The organism is Lysinibacillus sphaericus (assembly GCF_002982115.1).
GTDB lineage: Bacteria > Bacillota > Bacilli > Bacillales_A > Planococcaceae > Lysinibacillus > Lysinibacillus sphaericus.
In genome coordinates this window covers 185,876-208,661 of sequence record NZ_CP019980.1, presented here as the reverse complement: position 1 = coordinate 208,661, position 22,786 = coordinate 185,876, and the positions used below count along the sequence as shown (strand labels likewise).

Sequence of the window (22,786 nt, the reverse complement as noted above, 5' to 3'; positions counted from 1 at the left end):
GTCTTCCGAATTTATGCTTGTTAAATAGGCTAACCGCTTATTTGGAAATTGAAACGCCTTCTTTTTTCTTCACGACGAATTCATCATTCACATAATCAATGACGACTTGGTTTCCTTTTTCTACATTGCCTTTCAGCAGTTCCTCCGATAGACGGTCTTCCACTTGTTTTTGCAATGCACGACGGAGTGGACGAGCACCATATTGAGGGTCGTAGCCTTCCTCTGCAATTTTATTGAGTGCTGCATCTGTTAACTCTAACGTAATATCTTGTTCTTGCAGACGTTTTGTTAGCGTATTGGCCATCATTGAAATGATTTCTTTTAAGTGTTCTTTTTCTAATGAATGGAACACAATCATTTCGTCGATACGGTTTAGGAATTCAGGACGGAATGCTTTTTTCAATTCTTCAAGCATTGTGCCCTTCATATCTTTATGTTTCGACTCTGAGCTTCCTAAGCTGAAGCCAAGATTTTTTTGATATTTTAGCGCATCCGCACCGACGTTTGAAGTCATAATAACAACCGTATTACGGAAATCAACGACACGTCCTTTAGAATCTGTTAAACGACCATCTTCCAGCACTTGAAGTAAAATATTGAAAACATCTGGATGAGCTTTCTCAATTTCATCAAGAAGCACAACAGAATATGGTTTACGTCGAACTTTTTCTGTTAACTGACCACCATCATCAAAACCTACATAACCAGGAGGTGAGCCGACTAAACGTGAAGTCGAATGTTTCTCCATATATTCAGACATGTCAACGCGAATCATCGCATCTTCATCACCGAACATTACTTCTGCTAACGCTCTTGCAAGTTCCGTTTTTCCGACCCCAGTAGGACCAAGGAAAATAAATGAACCGATTGGACGTTTTGGATCTTTTAAGCCCGCTCTTGCGCGTCGAATTGCACGAGAAATTGCCTCGACTGCCTCGCCTTGACCCACAACACGCTTGTGTAACTCTTCTTCAAGTTGTAATAGTTTAGCTGATTCTTCATGGGCAATCTTAGCTACTGGTATTCCAGTCCACATAGAAACGACTGCTGCCACATCGTCAACTGTTACTTTCGATTCTGCTTTGCCTTGTTCTTCTTTCCATGTTTTACGTGTCGTTTCAATTTCGTCTTTTAGCTTTTGCTCTGTATCTCTTAACGAAGCAGCCTTTTCAAATTCCTGACCAGACACAGCCGCATTTTTTTCAGAACGAACATTTTCAAGTTTATCTTCTAGTGCTTTTAAGTTTGGTGGCACCGCAAATGAACGTAAGCGAACTTTTGACCCTGCTTCATCAATTAAGTCGATGGCTTTGTCAGGCAAGAAGCGGTCTGAAATATAACGATCACTCATTTTTGCCGCTGCTTCAATTGCTTCATCTGTAATTTTCACACGGTGATGCGCCTCATAGCGATCGCGTAAACCGTGAATAATTTGAATTGCTTCTTCAACAGTTGGTTCATCCACTTGAATTGGTTGGAAACGGCGCTCTAACGCTGCATCCTTTTCGATGTACTTGCGGTACTCATCTAATGTTGTAGCACCAATACATTGTAATTCTCCACGTGCTAGGGATGGTTTTAAAATGTTTGATGCATCAATTGCACCTTCTGCTCCCCCAGCACCGATTAATGTATGCAATTCATCAATGAATAAAATAACATTGCCTGCTTGTCGAATTTCATCCATCACTTTTTTCAAGCGATCTTCAAATTCACCACGGTATTTAGTACCGGCTACAACTGTCCCCATATCAAGCGTCATAACACGTTTATCACGCAAAATTTCTGGTACTTCGTTGTTAATAATTTGTTGTGCTAAGCCTTCAGCGATTGCCGTTTTACCTACACCAGGCTCACCAATTAGCACAGGGTTATTTTTCGTACGGCGTGATAGTACTTCAATAACGCGTGTAATTTCCTTGCTGCGACCAATCACAGGGTCTAGCGAACCTTCACGAGCGATTTGAGTTAAATCGCGCGCCAAGCTATCTAAAGTCGGCGTATTTGCAGCCTGCGTCGCTTGTTGTCCAGATTGTGCGTTATCATTATTGCCTAACAACAGTAATACTTGCTGACGAGCTTTGTTTAAGCCTACACCTGCATTGTTTAACACACGAGCGGCTACACCCTCACCTTCACGAATAAGCGCTAATAGTAAGTGCTCCGTACCGATATAGGAATGGCCTAATTTACGTGACTCATCGACAGATAGTTCAATTACCTTTTTGGCACGTGGTGTGTAATGAACGATTGGTCCAACATCCTCTGTTCCTTTTCCAACTAACTCTTCAATCCCCGCTTCAATCATTTGAGGGCTAATATCGATGGCTTCTAATGCTTTCGCTGCAATACCACCGCCTTCACGAATAAGCCCTAAAAGAATGTGCTCTGTTCCTATTGATTCGTGCTTCCAACGAATTGCCTCTTCCTGTGCAAGTTGTAATACTTTTTGTGCGCGTTGTGTAAAACGATTAAACATCATATGAATCCTCTCCTTTTCCCCCTATAGTAGGCTTACTCATTGTTTCAAGAAATAATGCCTCTCGCAGCATTTTTGCTCGAACTCGATCTCGTTCAGCAGGTGGTAAAGCTTCTCCTGCATAGTGCTGTAAAAACCCTGGTTGCATACTGACCACACACTCGTTCAATGTGGTTGCTTTAATATTTTGAATCAACTGTAAATCTACACCTAAACGTACATTCGATAGACAGGTTGCCGCTTCCTCACTTGTTAAAATGCGTGCATGCGTTAATGTACCTAAAGCTCTGTATATCCGATCTTCTAAGGCAAGTTCCGCTTTTTCCATTAGCTTATTTCTTGCCTGCCGTTCTTTTTGAATAATTTTTTCTGCAACACTTTGAATGTCTGCTAAAATATCTTCTTCTGTTTTACCTAGTGTAATCTGATTCGATACTTGGTAAACATTACCTAAATTTTCGCTACCTTCACCGTATATACCCCTGACAGTCATCCCTAAACGCGTCATTGCATTGATAATTTGATTCATCTGACCTGTCAGTGTAAGTGCGGGAAGGTGCATCATAACCGAAGCACGTAAGCCAGTACCAATATTCGTTGGGCAACTTGTTAAATAGCCGAAAGTATCTCGAAATGCATATGGCAAGGCTCCTTCTAAGGCACGATCAATTTTATTTGCTTCCTCGTATGCCTTCTGAAGTTGAAAACTCGCCGTCATACATTGAATGCGTAAATGGTCTTCTTCGTTCACCATAATGCAAATTGATTCATCTTCAGATAGCAACATGGAGCCGACTTGCTCTTTTTTCGCAAGCTGTGGACTAATTAAATGCTTTTCAACTAAAATTTGACGTTGTAACGGTGTTAAATCTTTTATGGAAAAATAAGAATATCTTTCTTGAAGTTTCGGACTGTCTTGAATGGCATGTGTCACAGCCTGCTCTACTTGTAACGCTTCATTTTCTGAAAAAACTAAAGGGAAACGATAGCCGTCTAAGTTTCGAGCAAGCCGAATGCGTGTACTGATGACGATATCTGAATAATCATCCTCCATTTCCATCCATGCAGGTGTAGCTCGCGCTAAAAACGATTCAATCATCATGACACATCACCACCTTCGAATTGTAGCTGCTGTTCGAGATTTTTTGCTTCGTCGCGAAGCTTCGCTGCTTCTTCAAACTGCTCCTCGTCAACAGCGGCCTTCATGCGTTTTCGAATATCTTCAATTTGCTTTTTAATGACAAAAACATTGCTTCGAGCACCAGGCATTTTTCCTATATGCTGTGGCCCCGCTTGAATGCGATTAAATAGCTTTGGCAAATGCTCACTAAATGTGTCATAGCAACTGGTACATCCAAATTTACCTTCTTTTAAAAATCGCTTATACGTAAATCCACATTGTGGACATGTTTGTTGCTGAGGTGGCGCTTGCTGTTTTTCACCAACTTTTTGCCATGTAGGTGAGCCAAACCAATTGGATAACAATTGTTGAATCGATACAGGCTCTTGTTTAAACTCTGCATGGAACGGATGGAACTGCGAGGCACAGACATCGCAATAATGGTGCTCCACCTTCTGCCCATTTTGAACTTGTGTCACAGTTACTGTCGCATTGCGCTGCTTGCAATGTTCGCAAATCATTTCCCTCACCTCTTTACTTTTGCTTTTCGTATTTTATAGTGGTTAACATCGCTCGCAAAATTTTCGCTCGAATGCTATCCCGTAAAGGTAGCTGCAAATCTAAAGTCGAACGGTCAACCGCTGCTAACATTAATTTCGCTTCTCGCTTTGAAATAACCTGCTCGTCAATTAAACGATATACTAAATCCTCCGCCACTGTTTGCGAGGCTCCACCTTCAATTTGTAGGAGCACATCATCAATCAAATCAATTTGTGAGTTTGCACGGACACGTAAAATTCGAATGTATCCACCCCCACCTCGTTTACTTTCAACAAGGTAACCCCGCTCGGCTGTAAATCTTGTATTAATTACATAATTTATTTGTGAGGGCACACATTGAAATTTATCTGCAATTTCACTTCGTTTAATTTCAATATGCCCTTCTCCACCTAATTCAAGTACTTGCTTTAAGTAGCCTTCTATGATGTCTGAAATATTACGCATGTTAGGAATACACCTCGCTTACCTCACTGACTTTGACTATCTTTGACTATCTTTGAGTATATTATACAAAACGCTTAAAAATAATTGCAATTAATTCGCACAGAGAAATGTCTAAAGCAATTTTTATCGTTGATTGATTGTAAAAAAATTTTAACCACTCGAAAACGTACTTATCATTTAATGTACCCTTTTTGCTTATAGAAAAAACGCAAGCATATGCTTTTTGCATATACTTGCGTCTTTATCAATTATACCCAGCGACCGACAATCGGATAACGCCAAGGTTCCTCTGAAATAGCCTTTACGATTCCGATAATTGGTACGATGTATACCATAGCGATAAATATTAGTAAGAAAGGTAAACCAATTAATACAATACTTAAAATGCTGGCAATGACAATTAGTACGCCCATTGCGATTTGGAACAATAAAGCTTGCACAGAAACGTTTTTCACTTCTTCTTCCGAACTAATTAAGAAAAATATAATCGGCACTAAAAATGGCGCAAAAAACGCACTGGCATGTATGATGACCTTAGACCATTTTGTTTCCATCTATTCAACCTTCCCTTTTTAATATGTCTTTTTATTAATACTATTATTTACGGAGCAATACGCTAAATAGTTTCAAATCGTTTCGACAATTTTAAAATTATTTTGAAAGGTATGTGATACACAGATGGAATTTAACAGCACACTTGCGAACGAATATGAAAAAGGCATTCGTCGTACTTTACCGAGTTACGATACGATGCTACGTTTAACGAAAACTTTTTATCAATCCGCTTTACAAGAGAATGCTAGTTTTTTAGTTGTTGGTTCAGGCAGTGGCAATGAAATACTACAGTTAGCTGAACAAAGGCCACAGTGGTCCTTTGTCGGTATCGATCCATCTGAAGCCATGTTGGAAATTGCAGAAAACCGTCTACATTCACTACCAAATGCGATTTCATTACTACAAGGCACCATGCTAACTGCACCAATCCCTGCAACAAAGTTTGATGCTGCTAGCTGTATACTTGTACTTCATTTTATTATTTCCTATGAGGAGAAGCTTGCTACATTAAAAGGGATTGCAAGCCATTTAAAATCAGGGGCACCATTTGTGCTTGTTTCTAAATATGGACAGCTTAACTCTTCTGACACAGAGCTACAATTTGACCTATGGCGCGCATATTGGCAGCAGCACACAAAACTTTCCACTACTGATTTAGCTAGCATGGAGCAGTCCATTCGCTCGCTTTCATTTATGCGTGAAGATGACATTGTTACGCTTCTACAGCAGGCAGGCTTTACACAGCCATCACGATTTTTTGCAACGACATTATTTGGTGGTTGGATATGCTATAAAGAGTAAGGTTCCATCCCTTCCTGATGCATCCTAGCAACTTAGTGGTGTACTATAAGTACTACGGGTATTTGATCTGACGTTTCCCATGTCCTCTTTTACTTCTCACGCTTTGAAGGGAGACTTCGTGCTTATTTAAAATGAGATAAACAGATTTGAGGTGAATGCCGTGATTCGCACGATGGCCATGACGAAAGATCAACAATTAATAAAGGACTTTCCACTTGAAAACATTAAGCAAAACCATTACGAATGGTATTGGGTAGATTTTAGTTGCCCAACTACTGAAGAAGAACTATTGCTTGATACATTTTTCCACTTTCATCCGCTTGCGATTGAAGACTGCTTAATGCGTTTACAACGACCAAAGTTGGATTTTTATGAAGACTATCACTTTTTCGTTATTCATAAACTGAATGAAGAAACGTTAATTGCTGAGGAATTAAATATTTTCGTTTCCGATCATTTTATTGTGACATTCCACAAAAATGAAGCACCTGAAATCGATAAAGTACAGAAGCTTTTAGAAGAGCAACCGAAATATTGGGAACGCGGTACTTTTTTCCTTACCTATCAAACGATTGATAAAATAGTTGATAGTTATTTCCCTCTCGTCTATAAAATTGAGGACCATTTGAATGCGCTTGAAGATGAATTAACTTATCAAAGTAATGTAAATGCGATGCAAATTGTTTTTGAATTCCGCAGTGATTTACTCCATTTACGGCGCACCATTTTACCAATGCGCGACCTATTATACCGAATACTTAATTCTTATCGCTTTGCCCTAAAAAAATCAGAAAGAGCCTACTTTGGGGATATTCACGACCATTTAGTCAAACTTACGGAAATGGTCGAATCTAATCGTGAGCTGACCGCAGATATGCGTGATAGCTATATGGCTATGAACTCTAGCCGAATGAATGGCATTATGATGATGCTTACAATTGTCTCCACCATTTTCATTCCATTAACATTTATAGCAGGAGTTTATGGCATGAATTTTGATAATATGCCTGAACTACATGGCCGTTACAGCTACTTTATCGTTCTCGGTATTATGCTATTGATTGGGCTATTTATGTTGGTATTTTTCAAATATAAAGGCTGGTTCAAATTGTTTAAACCGTAACTTAAAGCAGTAACAAAACAATTTTTTTGAAAAACAAAATCCGCGCATAGCTCTCTAGGGAAAATAGACATGAGGAACAACATCTTACATTCGTACATGTTGCAACTCATACTTTACCCATAGAAGGCGAAACGCGGATTTTTAATTTAAAAAAATAGTTGGTTTTACTTGGGGAACATTTAAATGTCTCCACTATAATTAATAGGGACCTCGATCATCTACTTTATTTTCACCTTGCTGCGGGAATAAAAAGTATGCCAGTACGCCCGATATTAGTGTTGCACAAATCGTTATTAATAGTTGGTTTAAGTCAGGTACCTCTGCATAATAGTTCGTTAACATATAAACAGATCCAATTGCTACAATTACCATCACAGGAATCACAAACTTAAAACGCTTCTTCTCCATGTAATACCTCCTCAATACGATTTCTTTCACATACATTTTTTGTTACGCTAAACAGTTCGTATTTTACATGTTTCCTAAATGAAATTCAAATTACGCTTTATGAGCGAAACGCTAATGCTTAAAGGTAAATCTGAAATATGTCCGCCAAGAATGTGAAAAATTATAGAAATAAACGAAATTTTTAACCAAATACACTACAAAAAATAGTAGAATAGATTAAATACCATATATTCACCAAATTTACAAACCTAACAATATATACACAAAGCGTCTTCGATACCTATATTATTATGGATTTATAAAGAATGGAGCAGACAACAATGAGTTGGTTTTCAAAAAAGAACAATTATGGTTATTCAATTACACTAACACCAGAAGCGTTTATACAACAAGTACAATTAGATGTTTCTAATCATCCTAAGTTACAAAAACAATTACAACTATTAGACTTAACTACTGAAGATTTAGCCATCATTAAACAATTGCAGCCATTAGTGAAAAATGTTATTCCTGAAATGGTCGATCAATTTTATGCAGCGATTAGCTTAAGCCAAAATTTATTAGATATTATTAACAGAACATCACAAATCGACCGTTTAAAAGTTACTTTACATAAGCATCTAAGTGATATGTTCGAAAGTCGTATTAATGACGACTACATTAAAGAAAGAAAGGCAATCGCTGAGACACATGTTCGAATTGGGCTCCAATCAAAGTGGTATATCGCTTCATTCCAATCATTAACTTCGACTTTTACAAACTTTACGAATGATTTAGATATTTCAAAGCATGACGCTATCCGTGCCATCAATGCCTTTTGTAAACTTATTAACTTTGAACAACAACTTGTGATTGAGGCTTATGAAAAAGAAGAAGAACGCATTCGTAGCGTTGCAGATAAAACGAAGCACGCACTTGTTACTACAATTCAAAGTACGGCAGAAGAGTTAAATGCAATCAGCGAAGAAACAGCCGCTTCCCTTTTAGTCATCTCCTCTCAAACGGATGATATTGCAGTAGCCACTAAACAAGGTTTGAACTTCGTTGCCGATACACAAGACAAATCTAAACGCGGACAGCAGCAATTACAAGAACAAAATGACTTAATACATGTTATTTTGCAAAGTGTTAATGGCCTTGAAGTAACGATGAACCAATTGCGTACGTCGTCTCAAAAAATCTCTGAAATTGTTGGACTTGTTACAGGTATTGCAGACCAAACAAATTTATTAGCACTGAATGCTTCCATTGAAGCCGCTCGTGCTGGTGAGCATGGCAAAGGCTTTGCTGTTGTAGCAGAGGAAGTCCGCAAGCTTGCAGAAGAAACAAAAAGCGCTGTGCAAAACGTGTCACACCTGATAAAAGAAACAGAAAGTAATATTTCAACAATGGCGAATTCAGTTATCAATGTGGATCAAAAAATCCAACATAGCGTTGATACACAAACAAGCCTCTCGAAATCATTTAATGATATTGCTGAAGCAGTATCAGGTATTCAACAACAATATGTAAACACGGCTAAGGATATTTCAGCCATTTCAAATTTAATTACAGAGCTATCGCAAGGGGCAACACTCGTCTCCTCTTCTTCTGACTCACTCATTAATGTTGTAAATGAATTAAACATATAACACAACAAAAAAAGGAAATTGATCACATCGTATCAATTTCCTTTTCGTTTTAATGTGCCAAAGCACGTTTTTGCTTGCGATGCTCTCGTCGAGCCGGACCTGTTTCAAACAACCGTTTTTCTGCATCCGTTTCTGGGAAAATAGCAGGAACAGCCTTCGGTTTACCATCATCATCTACTGCAACCATCGTTACAAATGATTCGGTTGTTAATTTTTCTTCACCCGTCTCAATGTTACGAGAAATAACACGGACATAGACTTCCATAGATGAACGTCCTGTAGATGACACAATACTTTCAATTTCAAGAATATCACCCACATGCGCTGCTGATAAAAAATCAACAGAATCAATGGAGGCCGTGACAACATGCCCTTTTGCATGCTTCATCGCTGTAATTGCCGCAATTTCATCAATATAAGCTAATACTCTTCCACCAAAAATGGAATTATGATTATTAGTATCCGGTGGTAATACGAGACGCGTCTGAACCGTACGTGATTGGCTCATGGGTACAGCATTGGTTGTCATAGTTCTAGTTACTTCCTTTCATGTAATGTCCTTTCGTCATCGTATCGTAGAAAAAGAATGGATGCAAATTTAGAATGATTTTTTCATCGTTATAAACTTCATATCCGTCATTTCTTCAATCGCCCATTTAATACCCTCTCGACCGTAGCCACTCATTTTCACACCGCCATATGGCATATTATCGACTCGGAATGTTGGAATATCATTAATAATAACAGCACCTGCTTGTAATTCATCAGCTGCACGTAATGCATCTGGCAAGACATTCGTAAAAATTCCTGCATTTAAGCCAAGTTCCGACTCATTCACTAGTCGAATTGCGTCGTCTAATGTTTCATATGAAACAATTGACACGATTGGCGCGAATGTTTCCTGACAAACAATTTTCATATCGGCAGTCACGTTTGTCATTACTGTTGGCGTTAATGTACGTTCAGTAAATGTTCCACCCGTAGCAACCACTGCACCTTGAGCCTTCGCTTCCTCAATCCATGAATGAATACGACTAACTTCATTCGGATTAATCATGGCACTGACATCTGTATTTTTATCGAGTGGATCACCGACAACTAACTTTTCCGTTTGAGCTACAAATGCTTTTGTAAAAGCATCAACAATCGAGGCATGTACATAAATACGCTGAAGCGAAATACACACTTGTCCTGCAAAGCTAAACGCTCCGCTAACACAACGCGCGACAATTTTTTCAATAGGGGTCGATGGCTCAACAATCACCGCCGCATTTGAGCCTAGCTCTAACGTTACTTTGCGCAAGCCTACTTTTTCTTTTATGCCTAATCCAACCTTACCACTTCCAGTGAAGGTCACTTTTTTCACGAATGGATGAGTCACAAGCGTGTCACTTAGCTCACCACCACTACCCGTAACGATTTGTAGAGCACCATCTGGTAATCCTGCTTCTTTAAATATTTCCGCCATTACAATTGCACTGAGCGGTGTTTGGGTTGCGGGCTTTAACACGACCGTATTCCCCACAGCAAAGGCAGGTCCCAATTTATGCGCAACTAAATTAAAAGGAAAGTTAAACGGTGTAATGGCAGAAATAACGCCTAATGGCTCACGTTTTGTCCAGCCAATGCGGTCGCCAGCTCCAGGCGCAGCATCCATCGGTACCGTTTCCCCTTTCACCTGTTTCGCTCCTTCGGCTGCAAACTGATAGGTTGCAATCGTGCGTTCTATTTCAGGTAAACCTGCTGAAATAGGTTTACCCGCCTCTTGTGCTAAAATTTCGGCCAATTCGTCTTTTCGACGTCGCATAATGTCGACTACTTTATATAAAATTTCGGCACGGTCGTATGCAGTAGTTTGTTTAAATGAAAGAAAAGCATTTTGGGCACCTTCAATTGCTTGCTCAACATCTGAAACAGATGCCTTGGCAACCTTTGCAATAATCTCACCGTTATAAGGCGAAGTTAATTCATAGGTTTCCTTCGCTTCTTGCCATTGTCCATTTATCCAAAGCTTTGTTTCGTTCATTTTCAATACACCTCCGAATATTCTGTTCCTCTTTAGTTTATCATGAAGTGCTGGAATTTGACGCTACTGCTGCTGCGGTCATGGCGGATATCATCGCCGCCTGTTGTGCCTGAATTAGTAATTCAATAGATGACATAATTGCCATAGATAATGATTGTTGCACTTTAGCCATATCATAAATAGCCATTTGAACCGCCATAAACAACACAAATTCTTGATGCCACTTCAATAACTTCATTCCCTTTAATTCATGAGACAAATCAATAATTTGCTGAAGTTGACCTTTATTCATTTGAAAATTAATCTTTGTATAACACAGTATAAAAAAAGGCAGCTCGTTTAGCATGATAAAACGAGCTGCTCTAGAGAAGTACACATTGTCCTCTTTCTACTACTACTTAAAATCCAATGAATCAATTTATTGATTCAATAACTTTATTTCGAAATTTATATGCTTTTCTTTGTTCTAATTGAGCAATACTTTCATATTCAATTTCGCTTAAACTTTCAAATAATTTTTCAGGCATTAGACTCACTATATCTTCTAATTCAGTGCCTAGATGAATAATTTCTAATATTTCTTTTGAAATTCCTTTAGACTGTAATAAATCCATAGTATAAGGGTTAAATAAAACTTTTTCAGTTTCTTCGATTGTTAATAAATCTTTTTTTAACGCCTCAATTAAACCTATTACATTTATGAGTAGTAGTTTTTCTAATTCTTCGTTATTTGTAGTATTCAATAATAATTTATTCATATTTAATTATTTTACACTCCAACCTTGCTTAACTTTAACATCTATCATGTAAGACATGTAATTGGATGACGATCCTTCATTTCTTCAATAATGTGATAACAATCTGGATAAGTTGGCATTCCTCCATTATATCTTTTCGTTTTTCAATAGCGTATTTACTGCTTGCTCCGTACGATCTTGCTCCATCATATTTGCTACCCGATTGATGTACGCAATGGCGACATCCACGATGTTTGACTCTTCATTTCTTCTATAGTAGCTTTAAACTTTTCTGTATCAAACATTTTCCCTGCTGCAACATATGTGCTGGCAATAGCAAAGATAATTTTGCGATCAACTGCCCTTCCTGCAACCTTCGATACAGCCTCTACCGTTTGTGTAAATTGGTTTTCAATTATAACAATATCCATCTTCCGCACACTCCTTTTCACTATTTACGTAATATTCTGTTGTAAAGATTCAATCATTTTGTAACAAAAAACATAAAAAGTAAACTTAAATTAATGTAAGAATTAGGTATTATATGGTTAAATAACGATAATACACGATGAATGGGGGGCTTTATTATGATTGAAAGAACCATAAAAAAATACTTATTCACTCAAACTTTACAACACCGAATACAGCTTTATTTATTATTGCGAAATTCCACAACTAACGTAAGTCTACATACTCTTTTCCAAAAAAATTAGCATAAAAAAACAGCGACAAAAATGCTTTTTGCCGCTGTCCCTAACTATTCGATTAAACCTAGCTCTTTTAACTCTTCTGTCGAAAAAGCTCTAGACCTTGTTAAAAACCGCTTACCTTCTACGCCTTCAAGAGAGAACATACCGCCTCTGCCGTCAACTACGTCTAAAATAATTTGTGTATGCTTCCAATAATCATATTGGTTTTTGTGCATATAAAATGGTGTGCCCCCCACCTTACCTAAACATATATCCTGCTCACCTAATATTAAGTCACCGTCAGGATAACACATCGGAGAGGAGCCATCGCAGCATCCCCCTGATTGATGAAACATAACCGGTCCATGCTTTTCCTTCAATAATTCGATTAGTGCCAGCGCTTCTTCTGTTGCTAAAACACGTTCAACCACGCGTTAGCACCTCCTTACTAATTAGAAGAAACCAAGTTTGTTTTCGTTATAGCTTACTAATAAGTTTTTCGTTTGTTGATAATGCGATAGCATCATCTTATGTGTCTCACGACCGATTCCTGACATTTTATAGCCACCGAACGCTGCATGTGCAGGATATGCATGGTAGCAGTTTGTCCAAACACGCCCCGCTTGAATACCACGTCCAAAACGATAAGCTGTATTCATATCACGTGTCCAAATGCCCGAACCTAATCCATACAATGTATCATTGGCAATTTCCAATGCCTCTTCTTTTGTTTTAAATGTTGTCACTGCAACAACTGGGCCAAAAATTTCTTCTTGGAAGATACGCATCTTATTGTGCCCTTTGAAGACAGTTGGTTTAACGTAGTAGCCATTTTCAAAGCCTGCCCCTACATTATTTTTCTCGCCTCCAATTAGACATTGTGCACCTTCTTGTTTACCAATATCTAAGTAAGACAGAATTTTTTCCATTTGCTCACTTGAAGCCTGTGCACCCATCATTGTATTTGGATCTAACGGATTCCCAACTTGAATCGCTTCAACACGTTGTAATACACGCTCCATGAACTTGTCATAAATCGATTCTTGAATTAATGCACGTGAAGGGCATGTACAAACTTCACCTTGGTTCAGGGCAAACAATACGAAGCCCTCTACCGCTTTATCTAAAAAGGCATCATCTTCATCCATAATATCTTCAAAGAAAATATTTGGAGACTTTCCGCCCAATTCTAACGTAACTGGAATAAGGTTTTGAGAAGCATATTGCATAATTAAACGACCTGTTGTCGTTTCACCTGTAAAGGCAATTTTGCCAATACGAGGGTTAGATGCAAGTGGTTTTCCTGCTTCTAAACCGAATCCGTTCACCACGTTTAGTACGCCTGGTGGCAATAAATCACCAATCAACTCTACTAATACCATAATAGATACTGGTGTTTGCTCTGCTGGCTTTAACACAACACAGTTGCCAGCAGCAAGGGCAGGAGCTAGTTTCCATACAGCCATTAATATTGGGAAGTTCCAAGGAATGATTTGACCCACTACCCCAATTGGCTCATGGAAATGGTAAGCAACCGTATCATTATCAATTTGACTTAGCGCGCCTTCTTGTGCACGTAATGCACCAGCAAAATAACGGAAATGATCAATGGCTAAAGGGATATCTGCATTTAACGTTTCCCGTACTGCCTTACCGTTATCCCATGTTTCGGCAACAGCTAACTTTTCTAAGTTTTGTTCAATACGGTCCGCAATTTTAAGTAAAATGTTAGCACGCTCTGTAGCGGATGTTTGTCCCCATGCATCTTTTGCGGCATGTGCTGCATCAAGTGCAAGTTCAATATCCTCAGCAGAGGAACGTGCTGCTTGTGTAAAAACTTGTCCAGTAACAGGAGTGACATTATCGAAGTATTGACCTTTCACTGGGGGTGTCCATTCTCCACCAATGTAATTATCGTATCTTTCTTTGAATTGAACTACCGATCCTTCAGTGTTTGGAAATGCATAAACCATTTTACTTCTCCCCTTTACACAAAATAATAGAAAATATCTAGAAAAATCGTAATTATATATCGAAATAACGATATTTTCATAGAAACCTTCTTACCCACTATATTGTCAGAAATGCATGATTATTTCAACTTTTTAAATTAAAATTTTGTAATATTTATTTTTAGTAGAAAAGCTTCTAGAATTCACGCTATAAACAACGATAGGGTATACTTAAGCTACGATAAAATGTTTAGGAGAACTATATGAGAATTAACAAATATTTAAGTGAAGCGGGCATCGTGTCTCGTCGTGGTGCTGATAAATGGGTCGAAGAAGGTAAAGTAACAATTAATGGCGTACTTGCTACTGTGGGCAGCCAAGTAGAAGCGGGCGATATTGTTTGTGTGGATGGCAAAGAGGTAAAAAAAGAAGAGCAACTAGTTTATATTGCCTTAAACAAACCAGTTGGTATTACAAGTACAACAGAGCGTCATATCAAAGGAAATGTCGTTGATTTTATCAATCATCCTCTACGCATTTTCCATATTGGTCGACTGGATAAGGAATCTGAAGGATTATTATTATTGACCAATGATGGCGATATTGTAAATAAAATTCTACGTGCAGAAAACCACCATGAAAAAGAATACATCGTACAAGTTGATAAGCCGATAACAGAACAATTTATTAAAAAGATGGCTGCTGGCGTTGATATTTTAGATACAACGACATTACCTTGCTACGTTGAAAAAATTTCAGATAAAGTGTTTAAAATTATTTTAGAGCAAGGCTTAAATCGCCAAATACGCCGTATGTGTTCAGCATTAGGGTATTCCGTTAAACGATTACAGCGCATACGCATTATGAATATTAAGCTTGGCAATTTAAAGGTTGGTCAATGGCGCGATTTAACTGATAAAGAGCGAGCAGAATTATTTAAACTACTTCATTACACAGTAAAATAAAGCAATTGGGAGGATTGGAAAGATGCTTTCTATTCAAAGTACTGAACAACTTACGGGTGTACGAATAAGCGGTGACTTTTGGGATTTAGATGCCCTTATTCAAGCGATTTATCAAGTAACTGGAGATGAAAACAAATACTATGATTACCAAGGTGCGCGACTTCGCATTCTTGGTATTTGCCGTAATCTCCATCAAGCAATGCAAGGTGAGCATCAGCTTGCATTTGTCAGTAATGGACTGAACAAAAGTATACTTTCTCGACATGAAACGATTTTTCCAACTAAAAATGTCTACTACGGGACAGAGGTACTGTGGCCGGAGCTTCTTTTTACAGCGATTGCTTTAAATGATTTCATTCGCTTACATCAGGAATTGATTGATTCTTCCGATTGGAATGGTGATGTGGCAACGATTCGTAAATTCCAAGCAGCGGTTGCTGACTGTCTGGAGCAAGAGCTTACGGAAGATGAATTTTTAGTATTTTTAAGGATGATTCATTCTAAGAGCCCTTTAACCTTCCGCTATGCTACGCAGTATGTAGATGTACTAAATTTAGAATACATAGATTTAAATACGCAAACACGCAAAGCGCATTTAGCCTCCTTTGCACTTCGTTTAATGTTAGAGGATGAAGAATACGTTGCACTTAAATCGCAATTAATCGAAGTTGCCAGTACGACAAAAAAAGCACTACATGAAATTCCAATCAATGCAAGTTACCCTGAAGAAATTTTATGGTAATCTAGGACAAAAGAGAAAAGGTGTTAGATTGATGGCAGTCAATCTAACACCTTTTTTGCTCGCCGTTGTTGTTGGCTTCGACGGTACTTTCCGCGGTCACAGACGTAAGCCGCAACCCTCGCTAACGCGCGGAATGCCAGCGTCTTACGATGTGTGCTGTCCCGCGGGAGTCACCGCCTCCGCTACAAACAACTAGTGAACCCTTCTAATGTTTTATTTATTGCAAAAGCAAGAATAGATAAGTTCTTCATAAAGCAAAAATGTATGAACACCTTTCCTCTGTTCCTTAAATTTTTTTAGTTATGTCCCAGCCACTAATTACTGTACAGTCGCTTTCTGCGGTATACCTAGTGCTCTTTGCTAAACTCTTTGTGACTATTTAATCGTCTCGTAAGCCATTTTACGAATAATCGCTTCATGTTGCGGATAATCAGCTAAAAGCTCATCTTGTGTAAATAGCTCAAAGTCCTCAAAATCAAAACCTGGTGCTACCATGCAGCCTACTAAACTAAATGTATTGGCATCCTCAACAGACGAACCGAAAATCGTATTTTTCGGCACCGCCACCTGTGGCACCTCACCCGCTTCTATATTTAAGCCTAATTTTTTCGCCTCATATGTACCATCAGGGAAAATCATATGAACCGTTAATGGGCTACCTGCATGATAATACCAAAGCTCATCTGACTTTAACCGATGTAAATGAGAGATATCTTGCGAACGTAATAAAAAATAAATGCTTGTATAAATCGGTCGTTCTACATCTCTTACAGCTATTTCCTCTGTCGATTTAAACGTAGAAATATAGTATCCGCCCTCAGGATGTTGTGCCAATGCTAATTTTTCTATAAAATATTGTGCTGAATAGTGCATGCTAACCTCACTCCTTTTTCCCACCTTACCAAAAAAGAAAGGTTTCGCGCTACTTCCATCTATTATCGTCGTTCTACAACATGAAAAAGGGTATCTCGAATCAATTCCGAGACACCCCTTCCGATTACATACCACCTAAATATGCCGCTTTTACTTGTTCACTTTCTTGTAGCTCTTTCGCTGTACCTGATAATACAATGCGTCCTGTTTCAAGTACATATGCGCGGTCAGCTACCGATAATGCCATATTGGCATTCTGCTCTACCAGCAATACCGTTGTACCTTCTTTATTCACTTGTTCAATAATATTGAAGATATTTTTTACCATAAGTGGTGCAAGCCCCATTGAAGGCTCATCCATTAACAACAACTTTGGTTTTGCCATTAATGCACGACCCATCGCCAACATTTGTTGCTCACCACCAGATAATGTGCCAGATTGCTGTTTACGACGCTCCAGTAGACGCGGGAATAACTCAAAGACATGATCCATATCTTTCTTTATGCCAGCCTTATCGTTACGCAAGTATGCGCCAAGCTCAAGGTTTTCCTCTACTGACATATTAGCGAATACACGGCGACCTTCAGGCACGTGTGAAATACCTGATTTTACAATGGTTTGTGCAGCCTTACCTGCAATCGAGAAACCCTCATATTCAAGGATGCCCCCTTTAGGTTTTAATAAGCCTGACAAAGTTTTTAACAATGTACTTTTACCAGCACCATTGGCACCGATTAATGTGACAATTTCCCCTTCGTTAACTTCTAAAGAGACGCCTTTCAATGCTTGAATATTTCCATAGAATACATCAATATTTTGTACTTTTAGCATTAGCTGATAACCTCCTCACCAAGGTACGCTTCAATGACCTTTGGATTGTTGCGAATTTCTTCTGGTGTCCCATCAGCGATTAATTGCCCGTGGTCGAGGACGTAAATTCGTTCACATATCCCCATTACTAAGCTCATATCGTGCTCAATTAGTAGAATCGTTAATCCAAACTCTTTACGGATAAACGCAATTAGTTCCATTAAGTCGTGTGTTTCTTGTGGATTCATTCCTGCCGCTGGTTCATCGAGTAACAATAGCTTTGGATTTGCCGCTAATGCACGTGCAATCTCCAGACGACGCTGCATACCATACGGAAGGTTTTTTGCTAACTCATTCTTATAAATATCTAAACCAAATATTTTTAAGAATTCCGTTGATTGCTGTTCCATTGCCGCTTCACCTTTAAAGTGACTTGGCAAACGGAAAATAGATGACCACATAGAGTGTTTTGCTAAAGAATGGTTCGCTACTTTTACATTATCTAATACAGATAGTTCTTTAAAGAGACGAATATTTTGGAACGTACGGCTAATACCTTTTTGCGTTACTTGATAGGGTGCAAGGCCATTTAACTTTAATCCGTTAAATGTAATCGTTCCTTCAGTCGGCGTATACACACCAGTTAGCATATTAAAGCTTGTTGTTTTACCTGCACCATTTGGCCCGATAAGCCCTACTAATTCACCTTGATTTAGGTACATATTAACGCCCTGTACCGCCTTTAAACCACCGAATTGAATACCCATGTTTTCTACTTTGATAAGAAGGTTTCCAGTCATTATTTTGTACCTCCTTTTTTACCAAACTTAAATAAATGCGTAATTTCCTTTGTCCCCATTAAACCGGTTGGACGGTATAGCATAACAATGATTAATACTAAGCTGTAAATAATCATTCGTGTTTCTGGGAAGTTCGCTAAGTATGTTGAAATCAACGTTAAAAATACTGCTGCAATAACAGAACCTGACAGACTTCCTAAGCCTCCAAGCACAACGTAAATTAATATATCAAATGATTTTAAGAAACCGAACGTAGTCGGTTGAATAATGTAGAAGTTATGTGCAAAAATAGCCCCTGCAAGACCGGCAAAGAAAGAGCCAATCGCGAATGCTACCACTTTATAGTAAGTTGTATTAATACCCATGGCATCCGCAGCGATTTCATCTTCTCGAATCGAAATACAAGCACGTCCATGGCGAGAATTTGTAAAGTTAGAAATAACTAAAATCGTCAATACCACTCCTACGAATGCATATGTCCAATTCGATAAATATTTCACTTGCATCCCCGCTGCCCCACCGACGTAATCTGTATTTAAAAAGACAATACGAATAATCTCAGCAAAGCCAAGTGTTGCAATGGCTAAATAATCCCCTTTTAAACGTAGTGTTGGAATACCTACGATTAAACCAGCTACTGCTGCTGCAAGCGCCCCTAGGAAAATAGCTAACGGGAACGGCAGCATTAGCTTTGTAGTAATAATAGCTGAAATATAAGCACCAACTGCAAGGAAACCGGCATGTCCAATAGAGAATTGCCCCGTAACCCCGATAACGATGTGCAAGCTGACAGCTAGCATGATGTTAATGCACATGGTGATTAACATATTTTTATAGTACAAGTCAATTACTTCTGTTGTAATTAGTGCCTGAACAACCACATAGATGACTAGCGCTAATACTGCATAGCCCCAGAAAACTTTAGACTTCTTCATCATTACCGCTCACCTACACTTTCTCGCGGGCGTTTTTACCGAAGATACCCGATGGTCTGAAAATCAAGATTAAAATTAAAATGACAAATGCTGCTGCATCGCGCCATAAAGAGAATCCAAGTGCACTTACAAATGATTCCACGACACCTAGTAGCATACCGCCAACCATTGCCCCTGGAATAATACCAATACCACCAAGAACCGCGGCGATGAACGCTTTAACCCCTGGAATAACACCCATTAACGGGTCAATTTTCGTATAATACACACCGAAGATTACACCCGCAGCTCCAGCTAATGCCGAACCTATAGCAAATGTTGCTGAAATGGTATTATCTACGTTAATTCCCATTAGGCGTGCCGCATCTGCATCATGTGAAACTGCGCGCATCGCCTTGCCAATTTTTGTTTTATGTACGATGAATTGTAAAAGAATCATCAGTACGATAGAGACAGATAAAATTAAAATAGATGTACTACTAATTTGAACCCCGAAGACATCAAATGTTGTATTTTTAATGACTTCAGGATATGCTGCAGGCTGTGCCCCTCTGAAGAAAATTGTCGTATATTCGATTAATAGCGACACCCCGATTGCTGTAATTAAAGCAGCAATACGCGTCGCATTTCGTAACCGTTTATATGCTATACGTTCTATTAACACACCAAAAATTGCGCAAACTGCCATCGCTAATAATAATGCTGGTAAGAAGCCCAGCTCCCATTTAGCAATTGCGTAAAAGCCAATAAATGCCCCAATCATGAAAACATCACCGTGGGCGAAGTTAATGAGCTTAATAATACCGTATACCATCGTATACCCTAACGCTATTAACGCGTAGATACTACCTAGTGAAATACCATTCACAAGCTGTTGTATCCATTCCATGAGCGTTCACTCCTTTATTATTTTTTTAAAGCATGCAAAAATGGGACCTATTTCTACATAGTGAAAGTGAATGCAGAAAAACTCGTGTCCCTCATAAAAAGTATTTCCGATTCCTTATGCTAGAATCTATGCTTTTTTTATTAGTCTAGTTGTCTATGAAAAAATAAAAGAGAAGGCAGGTTGCCCGCCTCCCCCTTGCTTAAAAATTAAGGATTTACTTTAGAGTTGAACACTTGTTTACCGTCTTTAAATTCAAGAACTGTTGCTGTTTTAATTGGGTTATGGTTTTCGTCAACTGAGAAAGTACCTGTTACTAAAGAAAGATCCTTTGTTTCAGCTAATGCCTTTTTAATTGCTTCACCGTCAGTAGACCCTGCACGTTTAATTGCATCTGCAATGTAATAAACCGTATCATAGCCAAGTGCGTTAAATGCATCTGGTGCTTTATCGCCATTGGCAGCTTTAAATGCTTTTACAAAGTCTTGAATTTTTTGATCTGGGTCTTCTGCAGAATAGTGGTTTGTGATGTACGTATTATTCAGTGCATCTGCGCCCGCTAACTCAACTAAAGTTGGAGAATCCCAACCATCTGCTCCCATAAGTGGCACTGTAATGCCCATTTCACGCGCTTGTTTAACAATTAGACCCACTTCTTCATAATATCCAGGGATAAAGATGAAGTCAGGATTTGATGATTTGATGTTTGTTAATTGCGTACGGAAATCTGTATCTTTCGCAACATAAGCTTCTTCTTTCACAACTTTTCCGCCATTTTCAGCAATCGTATCTTTAAATGACTTTGCTAATCCTTTTGCATAGTCAGAAGCGTTATCAGCAAAAATGGCTACGTTTTTCGCTTTCAGCTCACCCGTTGCAAAGTTTGCTGCGACAATCCCTTGGAATGGGTCAATAAAGCATGTACGGAACGCATATTCATTAACGCTACCGTCATCATTTACTGTTACGTTTGGTGCTGTAGCAGCTGCACCAACTAAAGGAATTTTGTTATCATTCGCAATTTGAACTGTTGCAATGGTGTTACCAGAAGTTGCTGGAGACATCATCGCTACTACTTTATCTTGCGTCGCTAGTTTAATAGCCGCTGCTGTTGCCTCTGAGTTTTCTGATTTGTTATCTACTTTAATAAGCTCAATCTTCTTGCCATCAATACCGCCTGCATCGTTAATTTCTTTAACAGCTAACTCCGCACCTAATCCGATTGAAGAACCGTAAGAAGCTACGTTACCTGAAAGCTCCAAGTTTGCACCGATTTTAATTGTATCGCCATCTTTTGAGCCGCCTGATGATGAGCCGCCTCCCGAACTTGTATCACTATCTCCAGCACCGCAACCTGCCAGTACGCCTGCAAGAAGTGAAGAAGCGACTAGAAGTGAACCGAACTTTTTAAGCTTGTTGTTCTCTTTCATAATTTAATTCCCCCTGAAAATTCTCAAATGTTAGATATTTCTGATAATTATAAACAATCTAAGGCTAATCCTCAATAGCAAAAATAATTATTTATAACTATCTAATTTTGAAGCTAGATAATATTCAATTAAGCCTTTTACATTGTAAAACATTCTTTATATTTAGTCTAGAGTGATTTTTCAGTATAATTAGTTATTTGTGAATTATCTATCAATTGTTGGTATAAATTAGCAGAAACCTCTTATCCTATTTTTTTCGACGTTAGAAAAATAATGTCCATTTTGCAAAAATTGCTTTCCTTTTATAGTTTAACTGCTTATCTTTTTTTCAAAAGAACCCCTACCAATACTCCATACAAAATATGGCCTGCAAGCCACCAACTAAATGCGTAGAAATCTGTAAAGTTAGGTGTTCGTGTTGAGAAGGTTGTTGTAGGAAACAACATACATCCTATAATCATTTGAAGTACGATACTATTTCTGATTAACGTACCATTATTCCACTTATACTTATTACGAAGGGTATATAATATGGCTGTTATGAACCACGAAATCACGAGATGAAAGGAAAATTCAATCACTTCTGGAAATCGATAATTTTTTAAAATCGGTATATAATCGACATTTAATAGTAATGTATAAACGCGGCTTCCTGTTAGATTTTCAACAACTTTAAAGAAAATACCAAATAAGCAACCCGCAACTAAGGATGCTATCATTACTTGACGATTGAATAGTGTTTTCATAATGTCCTCCTTGCTTTAATCCAACGACTTATTGTACTAACGTATATTTTTAAACTATAAAAGGATGATTCA

General features: G+C 38.4%; 25 protein-coding genes. 5 read left to right on the top strand and 20 right to left on the bottom strand.

Going from position 1 to position 22,786, the window contains the following annotated elements; all coding sequences use genetic code 11:
• Positions 1–37: 37 nt before the first annotated feature.
• The 5 genes from LS41612_RS00970 to LS41612_RS00950 form a co-directional block, all read right to left on the bottom strand.
• Complete coding sequence (locus LS41612_RS00970; protein ID WP_024364397.1) at positions 38–2,482, bottom strand: ATP-dependent Clp protease ATP-binding subunit; 2,445 nt, start codon at positions 2,480–2,482, stop codon at positions 38–40.
• Complete coding sequence (mcsB, locus tag LS41612_RS00965) at positions 2,472–3,581, bottom strand: protein-arginine kinase McsB (protein ID WP_024364398.1); 1,110 nt, start codon at positions 3,579–3,581, stop codon at positions 2,472–2,474. The genes LS41612_RS00970 and mcsB overlap by 11 nt, the downstream gene beginning before the upstream one ends.
• A complete protein-coding gene (locus tag LS41612_RS00960) occupies positions 3,578–4,120 on the bottom strand; it encodes a UvrB/UvrC motif-containing protein (RefSeq protein WP_024364399.1) in 543 nt (180 codons plus the stop codon). The genes mcsB and LS41612_RS00960 overlap by 4 nt, the downstream gene beginning before the upstream one ends.
• Positions 4,121–4,133: 13 nt before the next feature.
• A complete protein-coding gene (locus LS41612_RS00955; RefSeq protein ID WP_024364400.1) occupies positions 4,134–4,604 on the bottom strand; it encodes a CtsR family transcriptional regulator in 471 nt (156 codons plus the stop codon).
• Between the two features lie 248 nt (positions 4,605–4,852).
• Complete coding sequence (locus LS41612_RS00950; protein WP_024364401.1) at positions 4,853–5,158, bottom strand: DUF4870 domain-containing protein; 306 nt, start codon at positions 5,156–5,158, stop codon at positions 4,853–4,855.
• Between the two features lie 124 nt (positions 5,159–5,282).
• Here LS41612_RS00950 and LS41612_RS00945 point away from each other — a divergent pair, with 124 nt between their 5' ends.
• Positions 5,283–5,960, top strand: coding sequence for a class I SAM-dependent methyltransferase (locus LS41612_RS00945; protein WP_024364402.1), 678 nt, complete (start codon positions 5,283–5,285; stop codon positions 5,958–5,960).
• 160 nt (positions 5,961–6,120) lie between these two features.
• The gene (gene corA / locus LS41612_RS00940; protein WP_024364403.1) at positions 6,121–7,083 is read left to right on the top strand and encodes a magnesium/cobalt transporter CorA; all 963 of its coding nucleotides are present in this window, start codon (positions 6,121–6,123) and stop codon (positions 7,081–7,083) included.
• A 198-nt stretch (positions 7,084–7,281) separates the two neighbouring features.
• Here corA and LS41612_RS00935 read toward each other — a convergent pair whose 3' ends face one another.
• The gene (locus LS41612_RS00935; RefSeq protein WP_024364404.1) at positions 7,282–7,491 is read right to left on the bottom strand and encodes a hypothetical protein; all 210 of its coding nucleotides are present in this window, start codon (positions 7,489–7,491) and stop codon (positions 7,282–7,284) included.
• A 320-nt stretch (positions 7,492–7,811) separates the two neighbouring features.
• Between LS41612_RS00935 and LS41612_RS00930 the strand changes: the two genes are divergently transcribed.
• A complete protein-coding gene (locus tag LS41612_RS00930; protein ID WP_024364405.1) occupies positions 7,812–9,122 on the top strand; it encodes a globin-coupled sensor protein in 1,311 nt (436 codons plus the stop codon).
• 49 nt (positions 9,123–9,171) lie between these two features.
• Here the strand turns inward: LS41612_RS00930 and LS41612_RS00925 are convergent, their stop codons facing one another.
• From LS41612_RS00925 to adh, 7 genes are all read right to left on the bottom strand, one after another.
• Positions 9,172–9,651, bottom strand: coding sequence for an acyl-CoA thioesterase (locus LS41612_RS00925; RefSeq protein WP_024364406.1), 480 nt, complete (start codon positions 9,649–9,651; stop codon positions 9,172–9,174).
• A 69-nt stretch (positions 9,652–9,720) separates the two neighbouring features.
• Complete coding sequence (locus tag LS41612_RS00920) at positions 9,721–11,148, bottom strand: aldehyde dehydrogenase family protein (RefSeq protein ID WP_024364407.1); 1,428 nt, start codon at positions 11,146–11,148, stop codon at positions 9,721–9,723.
• Between the two features lie 40 nt (positions 11,149–11,188).
• Positions 11,189–11,524 carry a hypothetical protein gene (locus LS41612_RS00915; protein ID WP_024364408.1) on the bottom strand — a complete coding sequence of 112 codons (336 nt, stop codon included), beginning with the start codon at positions 11,522–11,524 and terminating at the stop codon, positions 11,189–11,191.
• A gap of 37 nt (positions 11,525–11,561) precedes the next feature.
• Positions 11,562–11,906: a DUF3969 family protein gene (locus tag LS41612_RS00910; RefSeq protein WP_024364409.1), complete on the bottom strand. Its 345-nt coding sequence runs from the start codon at positions 11,904–11,906 to the stop codon at positions 11,562–11,564.
• 194 nt (positions 11,907–12,100) lie between these two features.
• A complete protein-coding gene (locus tag LS41612_RS00905; protein WP_024364410.1) occupies positions 12,101–12,316 on the bottom strand; it encodes a hypothetical protein in 216 nt (71 codons plus the stop codon).
• 326 nt (positions 12,317–12,642) lie between these two features.
• Positions 12,643–13,005: a DUF779 domain-containing protein gene (locus LS41612_RS00900; protein WP_024364411.1), complete on the bottom strand. Its 363-nt coding sequence runs from the start codon at positions 13,003–13,005 to the stop codon at positions 12,643–12,645.
• A 21-nt stretch (positions 13,006–13,026) separates the two neighbouring features.
• Entirely contained in the window at positions 13,027–14,547 is a 1,521-nt protein-coding gene (gene adh, locus LS41612_RS00895) for an aldehyde dehydrogenase (RefSeq protein WP_024364412.1), read from the bottom strand.
• A 242-nt stretch (positions 14,548–14,789) separates the two neighbouring features.
• Here adh and rluF point away from each other — a divergent pair, with 242 nt between their 5' ends.
• Together rluF and LS41612_RS00885 are read left to right on the top strand one after the other, a co-directional pair.
• Positions 14,790–15,491, top strand: a complete 702-nt coding sequence (rluF, locus tag LS41612_RS00890; protein ID WP_024364413.1) for a 23S rRNA pseudouridine(2604) synthase RluF — start codon at positions 14,790–14,792, stop codon at positions 15,489–15,491.
• Between the two features lie 22 nt (positions 15,492–15,513).
• Complete coding sequence (locus tag LS41612_RS00885; protein ID WP_024364414.1) at positions 15,514–16,233, top strand: DUF6904 family protein; 720 nt, start codon at positions 15,514–15,516, stop codon at positions 16,231–16,233.
• Between the two features lie 375 nt (positions 16,234–16,608).
• Here LS41612_RS00885 and LS41612_RS00880 read toward each other — a convergent pair whose 3' ends face one another.
• From LS41612_RS00880 to LS41612_RS00850, 7 genes are all read right to left on the bottom strand, one after another.
• The gene (locus LS41612_RS00880; protein WP_024364415.1) at positions 16,609–17,106 is read right to left on the bottom strand and encodes a cupin domain-containing protein; all 498 of its coding nucleotides are present in this window, start codon (positions 17,104–17,106) and stop codon (positions 16,609–16,611) included.
• Positions 17,107–17,230: 124 nt separating this feature from the next.
• Positions 17,231–17,938, bottom strand: a complete 708-nt coding sequence (locus LS41612_RS00875) for an ABC transporter ATP-binding protein (protein ID WP_024364416.1) — start codon at positions 17,936–17,938, stop codon at positions 17,231–17,233.
• Positions 17,938–18,717: an ABC transporter ATP-binding protein gene (locus LS41612_RS00870; RefSeq protein WP_024364417.1), complete on the bottom strand. Its 780-nt coding sequence runs from the start codon at positions 18,715–18,717 to the stop codon at positions 17,938–17,940. Before LS41612_RS00870 ends, LS41612_RS00875 begins: the two co-directional genes overlap by 1 nt.
• On the bottom strand, positions 18,717–19,652 hold the full coding sequence (locus LS41612_RS00865; protein ID WP_024364418.1) for a branched-chain amino acid ABC transporter permease: 936 nt from the start codon (positions 19,650–19,652) through the stop codon (positions 18,717–18,719). The genes LS41612_RS00870 and LS41612_RS00865 overlap by 1 nt, the downstream gene beginning before the upstream one ends.
• Before the next feature lie 13 nt (positions 19,653–19,665).
• A complete protein-coding gene (locus LS41612_RS00860; RefSeq protein WP_024364419.1) occupies positions 19,666–20,541 on the bottom strand; it encodes a branched-chain amino acid ABC transporter permease in 876 nt (291 codons plus the stop codon).
• A 206-nt stretch (positions 20,542–20,747) separates the two neighbouring features.
• Positions 20,748–21,968, bottom strand: coding sequence for an ABC transporter substrate-binding protein (locus tag LS41612_RS00855; protein WP_024364420.1), 1,221 nt, complete (start codon positions 21,966–21,968; stop codon positions 20,748–20,750).
• A 317-nt stretch (positions 21,969–22,285) separates the two neighbouring features.
• Positions 22,286–22,714 (bottom strand): hypothetical protein, encoded by a 429-nt coding sequence (locus LS41612_RS00850; protein ID WP_024364421.1) that lies wholly within the window; start codon positions 22,712–22,714, stop codon positions 22,286–22,288.
• Positions 22,715–22,786 lie beyond the last annotated feature (72 nt).

Excerpts from the sequence above, each read along its gene's own strand:
- LS41612_RS00970 (WP_024364397.1), bottom strand. The coding sequence starts at position 2,482 with ATGATGTTTAATCGTTTTACACAACGCGCACAAAAAGTATTACAACTT.
- mcsB (WP_024364398.1), bottom strand. The coding sequence starts at position 3,581 with ATGATGATTGAATCGTTTTTAGCGCGAGCTACACCTGCATGGATGGAA.
- LS41612_RS00960 (WP_024364399.1), bottom strand. The coding sequence starts at position 4,120 with ATGATTTGCGAACATTGCAAGCAGCGCAATGCGACAGTAACTGTGACA.
- LS41612_RS00955 (WP_024364400.1), bottom strand. The coding sequence starts at position 4,604 with ATGCGTAATATTTCAGACATCATAGAAGGCTACTTAAAGCAAGTACTT.
- LS41612_RS00950 (WP_024364401.1), bottom strand. The coding sequence starts at position 5,158 with ATGGAAACAAAATGGTCTAAGGTCATCATACATGCCAGTGCGTTTTTT.
- LS41612_RS00945 (WP_024364402.1), top strand. The coding sequence starts at position 5,283 with ATGGAATTTAACAGCACACTTGCGAACGAATATGAAAAAGGCATTCGT.
- LS41612_RS00935 (WP_024364404.1), bottom strand. The coding sequence starts at position 7,491 with ATGGAGAAGAAGCGTTTTAAGTTTGTGATTCCTGTGATGGTAATTGTA.
- LS41612_RS00930 (WP_024364405.1), top strand. The coding sequence starts at position 7,812 with ATGAGTTGGTTTTCAAAAAAGAACAATTATGGTTATTCAATTACACTA.
- LS41612_RS00925 (WP_024364406.1), bottom strand. The coding sequence starts at position 9,651 with ATGACAACCAATGCTGTACCCATGAGCCAATCACGTACGGTTCAGACG.
- LS41612_RS00920 (WP_024364407.1), bottom strand. The coding sequence starts at position 11,148 with ATGAACGAAACAAAGCTTTGGATAAATGGACAATGGCAAGAAGCGAAG.
- LS41612_RS00910 (WP_024364409.1), bottom strand. The coding sequence starts at position 11,906 with ATGAATAAATTATTATTGAATACTACAAATAACGAAGAATTAGAAAAA.
- LS41612_RS00905 (WP_024364410.1), bottom strand. The coding sequence starts at position 12,316 with ATGGATATTGTTATAATTGAAAACCAATTTACACAAACGGTAGAGGCT.
- adh (WP_024364412.1), bottom strand. The coding sequence starts at position 14,547 with ATGGTTTATGCATTTCCAAACACTGAAGGATCGGTAGTTCAATTCAAA.
- rluF (WP_024364413.1), top strand. The coding sequence starts at position 14,790 with ATGAGAATTAACAAATATTTAAGTGAAGCGGGCATCGTGTCTCGTCGT.
- LS41612_RS00885 (WP_024364414.1), top strand. The coding sequence starts at position 15,514 with ATGCTTTCTATTCAAAGTACTGAACAACTTACGGGTGTACGAATAAGC.
- LS41612_RS00880 (WP_024364415.1), bottom strand. The coding sequence starts at position 17,106 with ATGCACTATTCAGCACAATATTTTATAGAAAAATTAGCATTGGCACAA.
- LS41612_RS00875 (WP_024364416.1), bottom strand. The coding sequence starts at position 17,938 with ATGCTAAAAGTACAAAATATTGATGTATTCTATGGAAATATTCAAGCA.
- LS41612_RS00870 (WP_024364417.1), bottom strand. The coding sequence starts at position 18,717 with ATGACTGGAAACCTTCTTATCAAAGTAGAAAACATGGGTATTCAATTC.
- LS41612_RS00865 (WP_024364418.1), bottom strand. The coding sequence starts at position 19,652 with ATGAAGAAGTCTAAAGTTTTCTGGGGCTATGCAGTATTAGCGCTAGTC.
- LS41612_RS00860 (WP_024364419.1), bottom strand. The coding sequence starts at position 20,541 with ATGGAATGGATACAACAGCTTGTGAATGGTATTTCACTAGGTAGTATC.
- LS41612_RS00855 (WP_024364420.1), bottom strand. The coding sequence starts at position 21,968 with ATGAAAGAGAACAACAAGCTTAAAAAGTTCGGTTCACTTCTAGTCGCT.
- LS41612_RS00850 (WP_024364421.1), bottom strand. The coding sequence starts at position 22,714 with ATGAAAACACTATTCAATCGTCAAGTAATGATAGCATCCTTAGTTGCG.